The organism is Streptomyces sp. NBC_00335 (assembly GCF_036127095.1).
Lineage (GTDB): Bacteria > Actinomycetota > Actinomycetes > Streptomycetales > Streptomycetaceae > Streptomyces.
The window spans coordinates 698,657-714,058 of the sequence record NZ_CP108006.1; the positions used below are offsets into that span (position 1 = coordinate 698,657).

A 15,402-nucleotide genomic window follows, 5' to 3' on the forward strand; every position below is an offset into this window, starting at 1 on the left:
CCGCTTACGGCGCCGGGAGCTCCGCGAAGTCCGCGACCAGGCCGCGGTGGTGCCCGGTCGTGCCCAGGGCCAGGGAGTCGGCCTTGGCCCGCTTGAGGTAGAGGTGCGCGGGGTGCTCCCAGGTCATGCCGATGCCTCCGTGGAGCTGCACGCACTCCTCGGCGGCCCGGACCGCCACGCCCGAGCAGTAGGCCTGGGCCACCGCCACCGTGAGCGGCGCGTCGGCGGCGCCGGCGGCGAGGGCGTCGGCCGCGGCGCGCGCCGCCGCGCGGGCGGAGGCCACGTCGAGCCACAGCCGGGCGAGGCGGTGCTTGACGGCCTGGAAGGAGCCGACGGGGCGGTTGAACTGGTGGCGGGTGCGCAGGTACGCCACCGTCTCCGTCAGGCACCACTCGGCGATCCCGAGCTGTTCCGAGGCGAGCAGCCCGGCCCCGGAGAGCAGTGCTCCGGCGATGGCCGCGCGGGCGGTGGCCGGGTCGGCGAGCCGGGTTCCGGCGGCTGCGTCGAGGGTGACGCCGGCCAGGGGGCGGGTCAGGTCCAGCGCCACGAGCGGGGTCCGGGTGACCCCCGCCGCGTCGGCCGGGACGGCGTACAGCCCGGTGTCGGCGAGGACCAGCAGCACGTCGGCGCAGACGGCGTCGGCGACCGAGGTCACGCTCCCGCTCAGCGACCCCGTGCCGGAGTCGCGGACCGGCGCCGGCAGGGGTGCGCCGGGGGCGAGGGTCAGGGGCAGCGCGGGCACGCAGATGCGGCTGCCCGCCGCGAGCTCCCGTAGGAGGTCCGCGGATTCCGCGCTCTCACAGCCGAGCAGGATCTCCGTCGAAAGGACCGCGCTCGTGAGGTACGGGACCGGCGCCGCGGCCCGGCCGAGCTCCTCCAGGACCACGGCCGCCTCCCGGTGGCCGGCCCCCTGTCCGCCCAGCTTCTCCGGTACGAGGAGCCCCGCCGTGCCGATGTCGGCGGCGAGCACCCGCCACAGGCCGGGGTCGTGGGGGCTGCCGCCCTCGATCCGGTCGAGGACGGCCGCGGGAGCGCAGCGGGCGGCGAGCAGGGACCGTACCGCCGTACGGAGTTCCTCCTCGGCCTCGGAGTACAGCAGGTCCAGCGGGGCTGCGGCGGGAGAGCTCATCGGGCCAGGTCCTTCCACGCGAGGTCCTTGTCGTCGCGCGGCTCGGCGGGCAGGCCGAGTACGCGTTCGGCGACGATGTTGAGGAGGATTTCGCTGGTGCCGCCCTCGATGCTGTTGCCCTTGGCGCGGAGGTAGCGGTAACCGGCGTCGCGGCCGGTGAAATCGACGATCTCGGGGCGGCGAAGGGTCCAGTCCTCGTACAACAGGCCTTCTTCGCCGAGGAGTTCCACCTCCAGCCCGCTGATCTCCTGGTTGAGGCGGGCGAAGGTCAGCTTCATGCCCGAGCCCTCGGGGCCGGGCTGGCCCTGGGCGAGCTGCTGGCGCAGCCGCTCCCCGGTCAGGCGGGCGACCTCGGCCTCGATCCACAGTTCCAGCAGCCGCCCGTGCAGGTCGTGCGTGCGCAGCTCGGGGCGCTCGCGCCAGGCCGCGGCGACCGGGGCGATCATGCCGCCCTCGCGCGGGATCCGCATGCCGCCGATGGAGACGCGTTCGTTCATCAGGGTGGTGCGGGCCACCGCCCAGCCCTGGCCCACCTCGCCGAGGCGGTGGGCGTCGGGGATCCGGACGCCGGTGAGGAAGACCTCGTTGAACTCGGCCTCGCCGGTGATCTGGCGCAGCGGGCGCACTTCCACGCCGGGGGCGGTCATATCGCACAGGAAGTAGGTGATGCCCTGGTGCTTGGGCAGCTCCGGGTCGGTGCGGGCGATCAGGATGGCCCAGCGGGCGGTGTGGGCGCTGGAGGTCCACACCTTCTGGCCGTCCACCACCCAGTCCTCGCCGTCACGGACCGCACGGGTGCCGAGCGCGGCCAGGTCGGAGCCGGCGCCGGGCTCGCTGAAGAGCTGGCACCAGACCTCCTCGCCGGTCCACAAGGGCCGCAGGAAGCGCCGCTTCTGCTCCTCGGTGCCGTACGCGAGGATCGTGGGCGCGGCCATGCCGAGGCCGATGCCGATCCGGCGCGGTTGGTTGTCGGGGGCTCCGGCGGCCTCCAGTTCCGCGTCCACGACGGCCTGCAGGGAGCGGGGCGCACCGAGTCCGCCGAGGCCCTCGGGGTAGTGCACCCAGGCGAGTCCGGCGTCGAAGCGGGCCCACAGGAACGGCCCGCGCGCGGTGGTGGCGGGCGGGTGCGCGGCGAGCAGTTCCCTCACGCGGGCGCGCACTTGGTCGGCGGTGAGCACGGCGGCCGTCATCGGGAACCTCCTGCGGGTGAGCCGAGCAGCACGGTGTCCAGGGCCGGTACGACGACCAGCCGGCCGGTGGTGGTCCCGTCGGCGAGGCGCTGCACGGCGTCCGCGGCGCCGGCGAGCGGCACCCGCTCGCTGACCAGCGGTTTGATGGAGCCCTCGGCGGCGAGCCGGGTGAGCTCGGCGTGGCAGGCGGCGATCGCGGCCGGGTCCTTGGCGGCGTACAGGCCCCAATGGAGGCCGAGGATGGCGTAGTTCTTGACGAGGGCGTGGTTCAGCGCGGGCGCGGGGATGGTGCCGCTCGCGAAGCCGACCACGATGATCCGGCCTTCGAAGGCCACGCACTTGGCCGAGGCGGTGTAGGCCTCGCCGCCGACCGGGTCGTAGACCACGTCGGCCCCGCGTCCGCCGGTGAACTCCTTGACGCGGGCCACCAGTTCCTCGCTGGTGCGGTCGATGACGAGATCGCAGCCGAGCTCTTCGGCGGCGCGCACCTTGGCCTTGCCGCCGACGACCCCGATGACGGTGGCTCCGGCGGCCTTGCCGAGCTGCACGGCCGCGCTGCCGACGCCGCCCGCGGCGGCGTGCACGAGGAGGGTCTCGCCGGCCTGGAGCCGGGCCCTGCGGTGCAGGCCGAACCAGCCCGTCTGGTAGCCAATGTGCAGGGCGGCCGCCTCGGCGTCGTCGAGGGTGTCCGGGGCGGGGAGCAGGGCGCGCGCGGGGGCGGTGACGTACTCGGCGAAGCCGCCGTGCGGCAGGCTCGGATTGGCGATGACGCGGCGGCCGTCATCGGTCTCGCCGCAGATCTCTACGCCCGGGGTGAAGGGGAGCGGCGGGCGGATCTGGTACTGGCCGCGCACGAGCAGCGCGTCGGGGAAGTTGACGTTGGCGGCGAGCACCTTGAGCCTCACCTCGCCCTCGCCGGGCACCGGTTCGGGCACCTCTTCGAGGCGCATCGCCTCGCGGGGCTCGCCGGGGGTGTGTACTCGCCATGCCTGCATCCGGGGCCTCCAGCCGCCGACGGGGAACCACGCCTCGCGGGCATACTAAGCGGTCGCTTGCAGCTCTGGGAACCGGTGGGACGGGATGGAATCCCGGCGGGAGCCCCGACGGGATTCCGAACCGGAACCCGGCGGGAGTCCGGAGCGGGCCCGGTGGACCGGGATCCTCCGCAACCACTCCCGTAAATCCGGCCACTTCCCGCACACCTTCGGGCAGCATGTGGCGTGCACGTGTCATGACTTAACGGGGAACAGCACAAGTCCAGGGGGAACCACCACATGAGAAGAAGCATGTCCGCGACCGCCGCCGCCGCCGTCCTGGCGGGTCTGGTCACCGCGGCGGGCCCGGCCGCGGCCGCCGAGGCGAAGTGCACGCCGAAGATACAGGTACTGGGACATCTGGCGCCCGACACCTACGTCGCGGGCGGTGCACCGACGCAGGGGGTCCTGGATCTCGGCACGGGCAAACTCTCCGTCGGCTTCTCCGGCAACAAGCCGGTGTACTGGACCGGCACCAGGCTCCACCGGGTCCCGCTGGGCGATGCCACCCGCACGGGCGAGGTGATCGCCGTCAACCGGAGCGGTCTGATGCTGGGCCGGGTGACGGGCGAGACCGGTTACCTCTTCACCTACCGGGCCGGGGACGCGGCGGTCACCCCGCTGCCGGGCAGCGGCTGGCCGGGCATCGAGGCCGACGTCAACGACGCCGGATACGTCGTCTCCACCACCGTGCAGGGAATCGGCACGGTCTGGAAGGACGGCCTGAAGGTGCGGGAGCTCCCGCTGCCCGCCGACAGCGGCCCCGGGACGCGGATCAAGACGGTCACCGCCGTCAACACCGCGGGCGACGTCCTGGGCCTGGCGGAGCAGGACTACGAGGTGCCCGAGACGGGCCAGCACAAGTGGTGGAACTATCCGCTGATCTGGCCCGCGGACGGCTCGCCCGCCCGCGCCCTGGCGCCGAGCGGCGGCGGCGGGTTCGAGGACAGCTACGTACAGGACATGGACGAGAGCGGCCGGGTCGTCGGCTACAACTGGCTCGGCCCGTGGTACGAGTACAAGCCGTTCGTCTGGACCCCGCCGCACACCGGCCCCGCCTCCTCCCCCGGGGTGCTGAACACGCACCCGTACGGCACCTTCGAGGCGATCAGCCCGACGACCGGCGTGAGCGTCGGCACGGCCAAGTTCCACCCGGAATCGCAGACCCTGCCCGACCAGGCGCAGCTGTGGCCCGGCTCCGGTCCTGTCCTCGCGCTTCCCCGGCTGTCGGCGAACGGCGCCAGCACGGCGGAGGCCGTCTCCGACGGCGACCGGGTCGGCGGATCGGCCGTGAACGCGAACGGCAAGCTCAGGCCGGTCATCTGGACCTGCGCGAGCAAGCAGGCGTACCTGCCGCAGCCGTAGGGTCCGGCGACGGGACCCAGGCGCAGGGCCCCGCCGTAAGACCCGGCCATAGGGCCCAGCCATAGGGCCCAGCCGCAGGCCCCGGAAGCGGCCGGTGTTGCGGCCATGGCGATCTGAGCGTGCGCACGCTATCGATGGCGCCATGGAAAACGCTCCGCGCGGTCTGCCCGCGCCTCCGCCGCTCGGTTCCGCCGCCCTGCCGCCCGGCACGTTCACCGGCCGGGCGGTGCTCGTGACCGGCGGCGGGACCGGGCTGGGCAAGGCCATCGCCACCGAGTTCGCACGGCTCGGCGCGGATCTGGTGATCGCCGGCCGCCGGATCGAGCAGTTGAAGTCGGCTCAGGAAGAGCTGGCGGCCGTGCCCGGAGCGGGCCGGGTGACGGCCGCCGTCTGCGACATCCGCGACCCCGAGCGGGTCGCGGAGGTCTTCGACGCGGCCGGGGCGGCCTTCGGCGGCGTCCCGGACGTGCTCGTCAACAACGCGGCCGCCAACTTCCCCTGCCCGGCCGAGGACTTGTCCCCCAACGCCTGGCGGGCGGTGGTCGACATCACCCTGACCGGCACCTGGTTCGTGACCCGGGAGTTCGGCCGCCGCCACCTCGCCGCGGGCAGCGCCGGGTCCATCGTGAACATCGGCGCCTCGTACGCCTGGACCGGCGGGCCGGGCTACGCGCACAGCGCCGCCGCCAAGGCGGGGGTGAAGAACCTCGTCGAGACGCTCGCCGTCGAGTGGGGCCCGTACGGCATCCAGATCAACGGCCTGGTCCCCGGGCTGTTCCCGCACGCGGACATGACCGAGGACATCCGGGGCGGGCTGGAGCGGGCCGCCCCGGACGACAAGGACGCCCGGCAGCCCGCCCTGCGGGTCGGCGCACCGCGCGAACTGGGCTGGGCCGCCACCTTCCTGGCCTCGCCCTACGCCCGCTTCATCACCGGCCACACCCTGGTGGTGGACGGGGCGAACTGGCAGCGGCGCTCGCTCGTCAACCCCGAAGTGGTGCCGGTGCGCGAGCAGTTGGGGCGGGGGCCGTTCACTGCGTGAAGTGCCCGCGGAGCGCGGCCAGCCCACCGCCGTAGGTGCCCTCGCCGAAGATCTCCTCGACCTGGGCCGCGACGGCCTCGTCCGCGAGGTAGCGGGCGGACCAGACGATCTCACTGCCGAGCGGGTGGGGGCGTACGGCCAGGGTGGCGACGTACTCCCGGAGCGGGAGCAGGCTCTCCACCACGGCGTACGAGTACGCGCGCGGCGGGGTCCCGGTCGAGCAGCTCCTCGCGGGCGACGACCGTCCCCTCGATGCTGAAGACCCGTACGGCTCCCGGCTGTTCGGGGTCGCTCCCGCCCTCGATGACGGCCTTGGGTACGTACGGGTGCCACGCGTCGAGCGCGCCGAACCGGCCGACGAGCTCCCAGACGGCGTCCGGGGCGGCCGGGACGACGGCGGTCCTGACCAGTTCGCGGGCGGTCACGGCGGGTCCGGAGCCCCCGGACTGCTCGGCGCTCACCAGGCACCGTCCCCGCGCAGCACGGCGTCGGCCCCGCCGTCGATGAAGACGACCTGGCCGGTGACGTGGGTGTTGTCGGGGGCGGTGAGCCAGTCCAGCAGCGGGGCGACCTGTTCGGCGGTGGCGTGGCCGTGCAGGGGCATCGGCACGCTCGCGTCGACCACCTCGCGCATGCCCGCGTCGGCGAGGAGCGGGGCCGTCATGGGGGTGGTGATGGTGCCCGGGGCGATGGCGTTGAGCGGGATCCCCGCGCCCGCCCAGTCGGCGGTGGGCGCGGTGCGGCGGATCCAGCGGGCCACGGCGGCCTTGGTGGATCCGTAGACGAGGTGGCCCTCGCCGCGCGCGACGGCGGCCGCGGCGGCTTCGGCGGCCGCCTCCTCGTCGCCGGCGAGAGCGGCGTCGACGATGGCGGGGTCGGCGGGGTGGATCGAGGCCACGGAGGAGACGACGACGGCGCGGGGGTCGGATCCCGCGGCGAGCAGCGGGCGCAGGCCCTCCAGGGTGGCGACGGCTCCGAAGTGGTTGACCCGGACGGTCAGCGGATCGAAGGCGGCGATGCCGGCGCAGGCGACGACGGCGTCCAGGCGGCCGCCGGTGCGTTCGGTGGTGCGGGCGACGAGCGCGGCGCGGCCGGCGGCGGTGGCGAGGTCGGCCTCTATGTCGGCGCCCTCGAGGTCGGCGCCGATGACGGTGTGGCCCTGGGCGCGAAGCCGGTCGGCGGTGGCGCGGCCGATGCCGGAGGCGGCGCCGGTGACGAGGTAGGTACGAGTCATGGATGGCACGGTACGCCTTCGTGGCACGACATGCCACAGTGCGATCGTGTGGCACATTGGCCCCATCTACCCCTGGAGGTGTTGCGGTGAGCACGGCGAGTACGGGCCGCCCGTCCTTGACGGAGCGGCGCAGGGAGGCGACGCGGTACGAGATCGCGGAGGCCGCGGCCGCACTGTTCTCGGAGCGGGGGTACGAGGCCACGACGGTCGACGACATCGCGCGGGCGGCCGGCATCTCGCTGCGCACCTTCTACCGGTACTGCCCGGCCAAGGAGGACGCGCTGACCCCGGTCCTCACCGCCGGGGTCGCCACCCTGGTGGAGGAACTCGCCCTGCGTCCCGCGGAGGAGCACCTCACCGAGGCCGCACAGGCCGCCTTCACCATCGCGACGGCGGGCGCGCGCTACGAGGAGCCCGGACAGACGGTCCGCCTCATCCAGGTGATGAGCCGCGTCCCGGAGATCCGGCTGCGCTGGCTGGCGGCCGCCCGCGCGATGCAGGACCGCCTGGTGCCGGTCCTCGCCGCCCGTACGGGCCGCCCTGAAGCTGCCCTGGAGACCCGCCTGTTGGCGGCCGTACTCATCGACGCGGTCACCGTCGCCCTCGAACACTGGGCCGCCGAGGACGGCCGCGAACCGCTCCCGGCGGTTTCGGCCCGCGCCCTCTCCCTGCTGCGCCTGGCGGAGTAGCGGGGACCTGCCGTGGGGCGCGTACGCGCCGCGTCAGCCGAAGCTGCGGCGGTAGGCGTGCGGGCTGACGCCGGTGGTCTTCTTGAACCGGTCGCGGAAGGACGTGGGCGAACCGAAGCCGACCTGGGCGCCGATGCGTTCGACGGAGTGCCGGGTGGTCTCCAGGAGGTGCTGGGCCTGGCGGATGCGGGCGCGGTGGAGCCACTGGAGCGGGGTGGTGCCGGTCTGGTCCCGGAAGCGGCGCATCAGGGTCCGGGTGCTGGTTCCGGCGTGGGCGGCGATCTCGGCGAGGGTGAGATCGGAGCCGAGGTTGTCCTGCAGCCAGACCAGCAGCGGTTCGAGGGCCGAACCCCGGGGGGTGGGTGCGTAATCGTGGACGATGAACTGCGCCTGTCCGCCCTCGCGTTCCAGGGGCATGACGGACAGCCGGGCGGCGTCGGCGGCGACGGCCGAGCCGTAGTCGCGGCGAATCATGTGCAGGCACAGGTCCAGGCCCGCGGCGGCGCCCGCCGAGGTGAGGATCTGGCCGTTGTCGACGTACAGGACGTCCGGGTCGACCTCGATGTCCGGGTGGGTCTCGGCCAGGAGGCCGGCCACGATCCAGTGGGTGGTGGCACGCAGGCCGTCGAGTAGCCCGGTCGCGGCCAGGGGGAAGGTGCCCGAGCAGATGGAGGCGATGCGCGTGCCGTTGGCGGCGGCCGCGCGCAGCGCGTCGCGGACGGCGGGGGCGAGCGGGGCCTCGGGGTCGGCGGTACCGGGAACGATGATCGTGTCCGCGGCGTCGAGCCCTTCCAGTCCCCAGGGCGCGCGCAGGGTGAAGGTTCCCGCATCGATCTCCGGCCGCTCGGCGCAGACGCGGATCTGGTAGCCGGGGCGTCCGTCCGGGAGGCGGGTGCGGGTGAAGATCTCGATCGGGGTGGCCAGATCGAAGGGGATCACCCGGTCCAGCGCGAGGACGGCGACGGTGTGCATGGCCAGAAGATACCTCGCCACGGGCGTGCGGACCTGGCCCGGGCAGCTCAGATCCTCTGCTTCGGGCAGCTCAGAGCCCCTGCGCGCCCGCTTGGCGATATTCCGTTGGAAGGTGTCACTAGTGCCACTGGGAGGCGGACCGGCAGCCGATTAGCGTCGGGAACGGCTCCGGCACCGGCCGGACGCCTCCGCCGCATCCGAAGGAACCCCTCCATGCACGCCCAGATCGTCCTGTTCGACGGCTTCGATCCGCTCGACGTCATCGCCCCCTACGAGGTGCTGTACGCCGGCGGCAGCGCCTGCGGCGGTGCGGTGAGCGTGGAACTGGTGTCCGCGGAAGGTCCGCGCGAGGTGGTCAGCGGCACCGGGGGCCTGGTGCTGCGCGCCACCGCCGCTCTCGATCCCCGGCGTGCGGACCTGATCCTGGTCCCGGGTGCCTCGGGCCGCGTGGGAGAGCCCGGCGAGGTCCCCGACCACGACGCGGGGGCCGGGGAGCGGCAGCAGGACGAGTTCATCCCCGTGCTGCTGGGCCGCGCCCTGACGACCGGGCTGCCCACCCTGTTGAAGGCGGCGATGGACGACCCCGGGGTGACGGTCGCCGCGGTGTGCGGCGGCTCGCTCGTGCTCGCCATGGCCGGCCTGTTGGAGGGCCGCCGTGCCACCACCCACCACCTGGGCCTCGACATGCTCGATGCCACCGGTGTCCAAGCGGTGCGCGCCCGCGTCGTCGATGACGGTGACCTCGTCACCGGAGCCGGCGTCACCTCCGGCCTCGACCTGGGCCTGTACCTGCTGGAGCGCGAGGTGGGCCCGCGGATCGCCCACGCCGTCGAAGAGCTGTTCGCCTACGAGCGCCGCGGCACCGTCTGGCGTGATGCGGGCCCGATGCCCGCCGGCTTCTGACCGCGGCTCCCGGCTCCGCACCTCACCACCGCAACCGCACCCGTACGTAAGGAAGAACAGCAGCATGTCCGTAGAAGGCATCTGGGACCTGTCCGTCTCCACCCCCATCGGCCGGATCCAAGCCGTGGTCGAACTCGTGCGGCAGGGCGGCGTCCTGACCGGGTCCGCCCACGGGGCGGGCGAGGGAGTCCCGCTCACCGACATCACCCTCGACGGCGACCGGCTCGCCTGGAAGCAGGCGATCACCAAGCCGGTGCGCCTGAACCTGGCCTTCGCCGTGACGGTCGACGGCGACATCCTGACCGGCACGTCCAAGGCCGGCCGCCTTCCGGCCTCGAAGGTCACCGGACAGCGCCGGACCGTCCACGCCGTCCGCGCCGTCCACTCGGCCACGGAGCACTGATCATGACGAAGCTCTTCCTCTCCCTGCACGTTCTGGCCGCGGTACTGGCCATCGGCCCGGTCACCGTTGCCGCCAGCATGTTCCCCAAAGCGCTGCGGAGCGCCCACGGCAACCCTGGTGACCACGAGGCGCTCGCGACCCTGCCGACGCTGCACCGCATCTGCCGCGTCTACGCCGGCATCGGCGTCGCGGTCCCCGTCTCCGGTTTCGTCACGGCGAGCAGCCTCGGCGTCCTCGGCAGCGGGTGGCTGATCACCTCGATCGTCCTGACCACCGCGGCGGCCGCCACCCTGGCCCTGCTGATCCTGCCCGCCCAGGACGGCGCCCTCGACACCGTGCGGGCGTTGGACTCCGCACAGGCCCCGGGCTCCACCGCCGGCGTCCGCTCCGCCGCCCGCCTCGCCATGCTCACCGGTGTCTTCAACCTGCTGTGGGCGACCGTCACCGTACTGATGGTCGTCCGGCCCGGCTCCACCACGGGAGCGTGACCGGGCGCCTGCGCAAGCCTGCGCGTGCGGGCCCCCTTTGTCAGTGGTCCGGGGCACCATGGACCCCATGTCCCACGCTGATCTGACCCTTGACCGGTGGCGCTCGTTCGCCCTGCCGGACGTACGCCGGTTCGCCCGGGAAGCCGCCGACCTGGTGGGCGGCCGGGTGAGCCTGATCGATGCCGCCCCGCACCTCGGCGGCCCCCTGCACCGCGTGCTCGTCGAGCGGGACGGGCGGGAGTTCGCCCTGATACCCGGGGGAACGGTCCGCCTCGGCTTCGACCTGGACGCCTGGGAGCCGACGCCGGAACAGACCGCCGACTTCGAGCAGAGCCTGGCCGAGGAGTACGGGTACGGCCCCGATCTCAAGTCACACCTCGCCGAGTTGCTGAGCCCGCCCCGGACCGTCACCCTGCCGGCGGTGTTCATGGCCGTGGCGAACGAGCCGCTCACCGCACCCCCCGCCGGCATGCCCGCCGTGCTCGCGGGGCGCGGGCTGCGGATGCCCGGCGCCGACGAGTGGGAGCACGCCTGCGGGGCCGGGGCGCGCACCCTCTTCCGGTGGGGCGACACCTGCCCGATCGGCGAACCGTCCTACGGCAGCGGCTCGGACGGGCCGCGGTGCGAGCCCAACGCCTTCGGGCTGCGCATCGCCTACGACTCCTACGCCGCCGAGATCAGCGCCGACCCGGGCGCCGTGCACGGCGGGGACGGCGGCGAGTCCGTGTGCGGCGGGTACGGGGACCTGTGGGCCTGGCTGACGCTGGCCACGGCGAACCGCAACCCGGCGATGGCCGAGCTCGTGTACGGCACGGAGGGCGAGTCCGCGTGGGAGGCGTTCTCCGTACGTCCGGTGCTCGGCCTCGGCTGAAGTCCGGGCTCGGCCTCTGCTGAAGTCCGTGCTCGGCTTCGGCTGAAGTCCGCGCTCAGCCTCCGGTGAAGTGCGGGGGCCGGCGCTGCGCCTTGGCGGTGTAGCCCTCGCGGGAGTCCTCCGAGGTGAGGGTGAGGGCCGCCGTCATCGCCACGCGGTCGAGGGCCGCGGGCAGGGCGGCGTCCGCGTAGGAGTCGATCGCGCGTTTGATGCCCTGGACGGCGAGCGGGGCGTTGGCCGCGATCTCCGCCGCGAGCGCGCGGGCGACCGGCTCCAACTCCTTTGGCCTCACGACCTGTTGGACGAGGTTCAGGCGCTCCGCCGTCCGGGCGTCGATGCGGCGGCCGGTCAGCGCCAGGAACTTGGCCCACCCGGCGCCCGCCTCGCGGGCGATGCGCAGGTCGCCGCCCGCGTCCACCGCGACGCCCAGCTGGGCCTCGGGCAGGGCGAAGACGGCATCCTCGGCCGCCACCCGGATGTCGGCCATCAGGGCCAGCTCGAAGCCGAAGCCCAGGCAGTACCCCTGCACGGCGGCCACGACGGGCTGGGGCAGCCGGGCCAGGACCGCGAAGCGTTCGTGGACCCAGCGGATGCCCTCGTAGTAGTTGCGGTTGCGCTCGGCCGCCGAGGCACCCGTGATCGCGCCGCCCGGGGCCGTCACGTCGATGCCCGCGCAGAACGCCCGTCCCTCGGCCCGCAGCAGGACCACCCGTACGGCGGGATCGAAGCGGATCCGGTCCGCCAGCAGGCCGAGCTGGCGCGTGGACTCCCAGCTCCAGCCGTTGAGCTTCTCCGGGCGGCAGAGGGTGAGTTCGGCGATCCCGTCCGCGACGTGCAGCCGGATCCGTTCCTCACCCTCCGCGATTTCCGTGCTCAGGGTGTCGATCACGCGGACACCTTAAGCGGTCTCGGGGAAGTGGGGTGCGTTTTCGCGTCGTCCGGTGCGGTGCCTCGGCGCGCTGCCGCATCCCCCGCGTACTGGACGTACTCGGGTGATGCGGCAGTGCGGCGAGGCGCCGTGCCGGGCGGCGCGGAGACGTGGCCCACTTCCCCGAGACCGCTTAGGCGCCCCGTCTAACGCGGGAAGACCTCGAACGGCACTGCCGGACGGCCGCCGAAGCGGGCCGCCGCCTGCTGGGCGTTGCCCGTCAGGAAGGTGCGTACGTACGTCTCCGGGGCCTCGTCCGTCAGCGCGGCGATGTACGCCTTGTGCTCCATCAGGGACTTCACCGAACGCTCCAGACCGGGGCCGGCGTCGGCCGCGTGCGTGGGCGTCGTGGTGCCGGACACCGCCACCCAGCGCACTCCGTTCCACGGCTCCAGGCCCTGTTCCGTGAGGAGTTCGGGGAAGATCCAGCGGTTGCCCGCGTCGCCGGCGGCGTCCAGGGTGGCGCGGCCGACCGCCTTGTGGTCGGGGGTGTTCCAGTAGCCGCCGCCCTCGGCCCCGCCCCACGTGTCGCGGTGGTTCATCGTGATCACCAGCTCGGGGCGGTGGCGCCGGATGGCGGCCGCGATGTCCCGGCGCAGGTCCAGGCCGTATTCGAGGACCCCGTCGCGGTGGTCGAGGAACTCCACCGTGGGCACTCCGACGACGGCCGCGCTCGCGCGCTGCTCCGCCTCGCGCAGCGGGGCGCACGCGGCGGGGTCGATGGTGTCGATGCCGGCCTCGCCGCGCGTGGCGAGCAGGTAGACGACCTCGCGGCCGCCGTCCGTCCAGTCCGCGATGGCCGCGGCGCAGCCGTACTCCAGGTCATCGGGGTGCGCCACGACGGCCAGCGCACGCTGCCAGTCGGTCGGCATGGGCTCCAAGGGGGCGGGCCCGTCCAGTCGTTGGTTCATACCTCGCACAATAGGCGAATGGACACTCAGGGGCAGGTGGTGGCCCTGCTCGACGCCACCGGATCGTTCTTCGAGCCCGCGGCCACGGCCTTCCCGGGGGCGGGCGCCGCCGCCTGGGAACGGGCCGCGCTGCTGGATCCGGGCGCGGCCGGGCCCGAGGGCTCCTGGCGGCTGGACTTCCGGTGCTTCGCCGTGTCCCGGCCGGGCGGCCGCTGGGTGCTGATCGACGCGGGGGTCGGCCCCGCGCAGGGCCCGGCGGCCGGCTGGGCCCCGGTCCCGGGCCGGCTGCCCGCCGCGCTCGCGGAGGCCGGGATCGCCCCGGCCGACGTGGAGTCGGTGGTCCTGACCCACCTGCACGAGGACCACACCGGCTGGACGCAGGACGAGGCCGGCCGGCCGTTCTTCCCCGACGCGCGGTACCTCGTACAGAGCACGGAGGTCGCGGCCCTGGACCGGGCGGATCCCGTGTGGGACTGGACGGTCGCCCCGCTGCGGGCCTCCGGGCAGCTCCGGGAGGTGACCGGCGAGCACCGGCTCGCTCCCGGCATCACCCTGCTGCCGACACCGGGGCACACGCCCGGCCACCAGTCGGTGCTGGTCGAGGGGACGGCCGGGCCCGGCGGCGGGGGCCGGGGCCGGGACGTGCTGGTCACCGGGGACGTACTGGTCCACGCCGTGCAGCTGGCCGATCCGGCGGTCCCGTACTCCCACGAACGCGACCGGGCCGCGGCCCGCACCTCGCGGGAGGAGCTCCTGTCCCTGGCCGTCCGCCGCCGCGCCCTGCTGGCCACGGCCCACCTGACCCGGGCCTTCGTGGAGCCTCCCGGACCGGGTCGTTGAGGTGACCCGCTCAGGCCTCGTCGCGTACGAGCGCCAGCAGCCGGTCCAGGACGCGCGGGCCCGAGGCACGTACGCCGTCGTGCTCGAACTCGTCCGTCACCCAGGTCTTCAGGCCGCGGATCGCCCGGGCGGTGGCGAGGGAGTGCGCGGTGTCCACGTACATGTCGTCGTGGTAGACGGCCGCGGCCACCGGCACCTCGTTGGCGGCGAGGCGCGCCGGGTCGTACAGCGGGGTCCAGCCGGTGCGGGTCGCCAGCAGGTCTGCGGTCTCGCGCAGCGGGGCGAGCGCCGGGTCGCAGTCGAAGTGCCAGGGGTGGATGGTCTCGCCGGTGAAGTACAGCGGCTCCGTGCCCGCGAGGGTCTTCGCGGCGTCGAACCGCGGGTGGCCGGAGCGGACCTCCTGCGCGGCCCAGCCGGTGGGCGCGCCCGGGTCCTGGGCGTAGATCGCCTCGTGGAGCAGTGCGTAGAGGGGGTGCCCGGCGAAGGAGAGCTGGGCGTGCACGGCCTCCAGGAAGGCGTCGGAGAGGGCGGGACCGGCCGGGGTGGGGACGAAGGCGTCCTCCAGCAGGTAGTGCAGCTGGTGGCTGCCGTCGGAGCCGCCGAGGAGCAGACCGAGGGACTGGAAGGCCTCGGCCGTGAGCAGGTACCCGCCGGGGAGTTCGGCCGGGCGCTCGACGAGGTGGGCGGCGATGCGGCGGGCCCGCTCCACGTCCATGGGGTAGCGGGCGTAGTGCGCCCGGTTCTTGCGCTCGACACGGGGGTACGCGGCTTCGTACACCTCGGTGGCGGTGGCGTCGAGGGAGGGCAGTCCGCCCGTGATGAGGGCGGCCGTCAGCCCCTCGGGGGCGGCGCCCAGGTAGTGGGTGACGCAGAAGCCGCCGAAGCTCTGGCCGAGGACCGTCCAGGGCGCGCCGCCGGTGAGGAGGGGGCGGATGGTCTCGGCGTCGCGCACGATGGAGTCGGCGCGGAAGTGGGCGAGGTACTCGGCCTGCTGCGCGGGGCCGCCGCGCAGCGGCAGGGTCTGCCGGTTGACCGGGGTGGAGCGGCCGGTGCCGCGCTGGTCGAGCAGCAGCACCCGGAACTCGGTCAGGGCCCGCTCCAGCCAGGCCTGCCGGCCGATGAACCGGCGGGCGCCGAAGCCGGGTCCGCCCTCCAGGTAGAGCAGCCAGGGCAGGGACTGCGGGTCCTTGCCGGAGGCGACCAGCTCGCGCGCGTACAGGTCGATCCGCTCGCCGTCGGGGCGGGCGTGGTCGAGGGGGACGCTGAAGTGGTGGTCGGTGAGGACGACACCGGGCTGGCGGTAGCTGCCGGCGGCTGCGGTCTCGGAGGTCGCGGGGTTCACGGGGGTCACGGAAGGTCCCAGGGGTCGGCGCGGTGCGGTGGTGTGCGCGGCGGCCGTCCCG

General features: G+C 74.0%; 18 protein-coding genes. 8 read left to right on the plus strand and 10 right to left on the minus strand.

All coding sequences use genetic code 11. The features are described 5' to 3' along the window. Positions 1-4: 4 nt before the first annotated feature. Genes OHA37_RS03120 through OHA37_RS03130 form a run of 3 tightly spaced genes read right to left on the minus strand, consistent with a single transcriptional unit; the run spans position 5 to position 3,314 of the window. Positions 5-1,129, minus strand: a complete 1,125-nt coding sequence (locus OHA37_RS03120) for an acyl-CoA dehydrogenase family protein (RefSeq protein ID WP_266902193.1) — start codon at positions 1,127-1,129, stop codon at positions 5-7. Then, positions 1,126-2,319, minus strand: coding sequence for an acyl-CoA dehydrogenase family protein (locus tag OHA37_RS03125; RefSeq protein WP_266902195.1), 1,194 nt, complete (start codon positions 2,317-2,319; stop codon positions 1,126-1,128). The genes OHA37_RS03120 and OHA37_RS03125 overlap by 4 nt, the downstream gene beginning before the upstream one ends. Then, positions 2,316-3,314, minus strand: a complete 999-nt coding sequence (locus OHA37_RS03130; protein ID WP_266902197.1) for an NADPH:quinone oxidoreductase family protein — start codon at positions 3,312-3,314, stop codon at positions 2,316-2,318. The genes OHA37_RS03125 and OHA37_RS03130 overlap by 4 nt, the downstream gene beginning before the upstream one ends. 291 nt (positions 3,315-3,605) lie before the next feature. Here OHA37_RS03130 and OHA37_RS03135 point away from each other — a divergent pair, with 291 nt between their 5' ends. Further along, on the plus strand, positions 3,606-4,718 hold the full coding sequence (locus tag OHA37_RS03135; RefSeq protein WP_266902199.1) for a hypothetical protein: 1,113 nt from the start codon (positions 3,606-3,608) through the stop codon (positions 4,716-4,718). Positions 4,719-4,860: 142 nt separating this feature from the next. Continuing rightward, on the plus strand, positions 4,861-5,760 hold the full coding sequence (locus OHA37_RS03140; protein ID WP_266902201.1) for an SDR family oxidoreductase: 900 nt from the start codon (positions 4,861-4,863) through the stop codon (positions 5,758-5,760). Here OHA37_RS03140 and OHA37_RS03145 read toward each other — a convergent pair. Genes OHA37_RS03145 through OHA37_RS03155 form a run of 3 tightly spaced genes read right to left on the minus strand, consistent with a single transcriptional unit; the run spans position 5,750 to position 6,994 of the window. After that, positions 5,750-5,944: a hypothetical protein gene (locus OHA37_RS03145; protein ID WP_266902203.1), complete on the minus strand. Its 195-nt coding sequence runs from the start codon at positions 5,942-5,944 to the stop codon at positions 5,750-5,752. The genes OHA37_RS03140 and OHA37_RS03145 overlap by 11 nt on opposite strands. Continuing rightward, positions 5,871-6,221, minus strand: a complete 351-nt coding sequence (locus OHA37_RS03150) for an SRPBCC family protein (RefSeq protein ID WP_266902205.1) — start codon at positions 6,219-6,221, stop codon at positions 5,871-5,873. Before OHA37_RS03150 ends, OHA37_RS03145 begins: the two co-directional genes overlap by 74 nt. Beyond that, the gene (locus tag OHA37_RS03155; protein WP_266902207.1) at positions 6,218-6,994 is read right to left on the minus strand and encodes an SDR family oxidoreductase; all 777 of its coding nucleotides are present in this window, start codon (positions 6,992-6,994) and stop codon (positions 6,218-6,220) included. Before OHA37_RS03155 ends, OHA37_RS03150 begins: the two co-directional genes overlap by 4 nt. A gap of 86 nt (positions 6,995-7,080) precedes the next feature. On the opposite strand from OHA37_RS03155, the gene OHA37_RS03160 reads away from it, so the two are divergent. Beyond that, positions 7,081-7,683, plus strand: a complete 603-nt coding sequence (locus tag OHA37_RS03160; protein ID WP_266902209.1) for a TetR/AcrR family transcriptional regulator — start codon at positions 7,081-7,083, stop codon at positions 7,681-7,683. A 33-nt stretch (positions 7,684-7,716) separates the two neighbouring features. Here the strand turns inward: OHA37_RS03160 and OHA37_RS03165 are convergent, their stop codons facing one another. Beyond that, positions 7,717-8,655: a GlxA family transcriptional regulator gene (locus OHA37_RS03165; protein ID WP_266902211.1), complete on the minus strand. Its 939-nt coding sequence runs from the start codon at positions 8,653-8,655 to the stop codon at positions 7,717-7,719. Positions 8,656-8,868: 213 nt separating this feature from the next. Between OHA37_RS03165 and OHA37_RS03170 the strand changes: the two genes are divergently transcribed. The 4 genes from OHA37_RS03170 (at position 8,869) to OHA37_RS03185 (ending at position 11,320) form a co-directional block, all read left to right on the plus strand. After that, positions 8,869-9,558 carry a DJ-1/PfpI family protein gene (locus tag OHA37_RS03170; protein ID WP_266902213.1) on the plus strand — a complete coding sequence of 230 codons (690 nt, stop codon included), beginning with the start codon at positions 8,869-8,871 and terminating at the stop codon, positions 9,556-9,558. 64 nt (positions 9,559-9,622) lie between these two features. Continuing rightward, positions 9,623-9,961: a hypothetical protein gene (locus OHA37_RS03175; RefSeq protein WP_266902215.1), complete on the plus strand. Its 339-nt coding sequence runs from the start codon at positions 9,623-9,625 to the stop codon at positions 9,959-9,961. A 2-nt stretch (positions 9,962-9,963) separates the two neighbouring features. After that, positions 9,964-10,449 carry a DUF2269 family protein gene (locus tag OHA37_RS03180; protein ID WP_266902217.1) on the plus strand — a complete coding sequence of 162 codons (486 nt, stop codon included), beginning with the start codon at positions 9,964-9,966 and terminating at the stop codon, positions 10,447-10,449. A gap of 67 nt (positions 10,450-10,516) precedes the next feature. Then, positions 10,517-11,320 (plus strand): hypothetical protein, encoded by an 804-nt coding sequence (locus OHA37_RS03185; RefSeq protein WP_266902219.1) that lies wholly within the window; start codon positions 10,517-10,519, stop codon positions 11,318-11,320. A gap of 55 nt (positions 11,321-11,375) precedes the next feature. On the opposite strand, the gene OHA37_RS03190 is transcribed toward OHA37_RS03185, so the two are convergent. Beyond that, complete coding sequence (locus OHA37_RS03190; protein WP_266902221.1) at positions 11,376-12,209, minus strand: enoyl-CoA hydratase/isomerase family protein; 834 nt, start codon at positions 12,207-12,209, stop codon at positions 11,376-11,378. Between the two features lie 185 nt (positions 12,210-12,394). Then, positions 12,395-13,159, minus strand: a complete 765-nt coding sequence (locus OHA37_RS03195) for a PIG-L deacetylase family protein (protein WP_266902223.1) — start codon at positions 13,157-13,159, stop codon at positions 12,395-12,397. Between the two features lie 18 nt (positions 13,160-13,177). Between OHA37_RS03195 and OHA37_RS03200 the strand changes: the two genes are divergently transcribed. Further along, a complete protein-coding gene (locus OHA37_RS03200; protein ID WP_266902224.1) occupies positions 13,178-13,999 on the plus strand; it encodes an MBL fold metallo-hydrolase in 822 nt (273 codons plus the stop codon). A gap of 10 nt (positions 14,000-14,009) precedes the next feature. On the opposite strand, the gene OHA37_RS03205 is transcribed toward OHA37_RS03200, so the two are convergent. Continuing rightward, positions 14,010-15,341 (minus strand): alpha/beta fold hydrolase, encoded by a 1,332-nt coding sequence (locus OHA37_RS03205; RefSeq protein ID WP_266902226.1) that lies wholly within the window; start codon positions 15,339-15,341, stop codon positions 14,010-14,012. Positions 15,342-15,402 lie beyond the last annotated feature (61 nt).

Bases quoted from the DNA above. Each gene is read 5' to 3' on its own strand.
- OHA37_RS03185 (WP_266902219.1), top strand. From the start codon at position 10,517: ATGTCCCACGCTGATCTGACCCTTGACCGGTGGCGCTCGTTCGCCCTG.
- OHA37_RS03140 (WP_266902201.1), top strand. From the start codon at position 4,861: ATGGAAAACGCTCCGCGCGGTCTGCCCGCGCCTCCGCCGCTCGGTTCC.
- OHA37_RS03180 (WP_266902217.1), top strand. From the start codon at position 9,964: ATGACGAAGCTCTTCCTCTCCCTGCACGTTCTGGCCGCGGTACTGGCC.
- OHA37_RS03155 (WP_266902207.1), bottom strand. From the start codon at position 6,994: ATGACTCGTACCTACCTCGTCACCGGCGCCGCCTCCGGCATCGGCCGC.
- OHA37_RS03130 (WP_266902197.1), bottom strand. From the start codon at position 3,314: ATGCAGGCATGGCGAGTACACACCCCCGGCGAGCCCCGCGAGGCGATG.
- OHA37_RS03175 (WP_266902215.1), top strand. From the start codon at position 9,623: ATGTCCGTAGAAGGCATCTGGGACCTGTCCGTCTCCACCCCCATCGGC.
- OHA37_RS03195 (WP_266902223.1), bottom strand. From the start codon at position 13,159: ATGAACCAACGACTGGACGGGCCCGCCCCCTTGGAGCCCATGCCGACC.
- OHA37_RS03125 (WP_266902195.1), bottom strand. From the start codon at position 2,319: ATGACGGCCGCCGTGCTCACCGCCGACCAAGTGCGCGCCCGCGTGAGG.
- OHA37_RS03120 (WP_266902193.1), bottom strand. From the start codon at position 1,129: ATGAGCTCTCCCGCCGCAGCCCCGCTGGACCTGCTGTACTCCGAGGCC.
- OHA37_RS03165 (WP_266902211.1), bottom strand. From the start codon at position 8,655: ATGCACACCGTCGCCGTCCTCGCGCTGGACCGGGTGATCCCCTTCGAT.
- OHA37_RS03135 (WP_266902199.1), top strand. From the start codon at position 3,606: ATGTCCGCGACCGCCGCCGCCGCCGTCCTGGCGGGTCTGGTCACCGCG.
- OHA37_RS03200 (WP_266902224.1), top strand. From the start codon at position 13,178: ATGGACACTCAGGGGCAGGTGGTGGCCCTGCTCGACGCCACCGGATCG.
- OHA37_RS03170 (WP_266902213.1), top strand. From the start codon at position 8,869: ATGCACGCCCAGATCGTCCTGTTCGACGGCTTCGATCCGCTCGACGTC.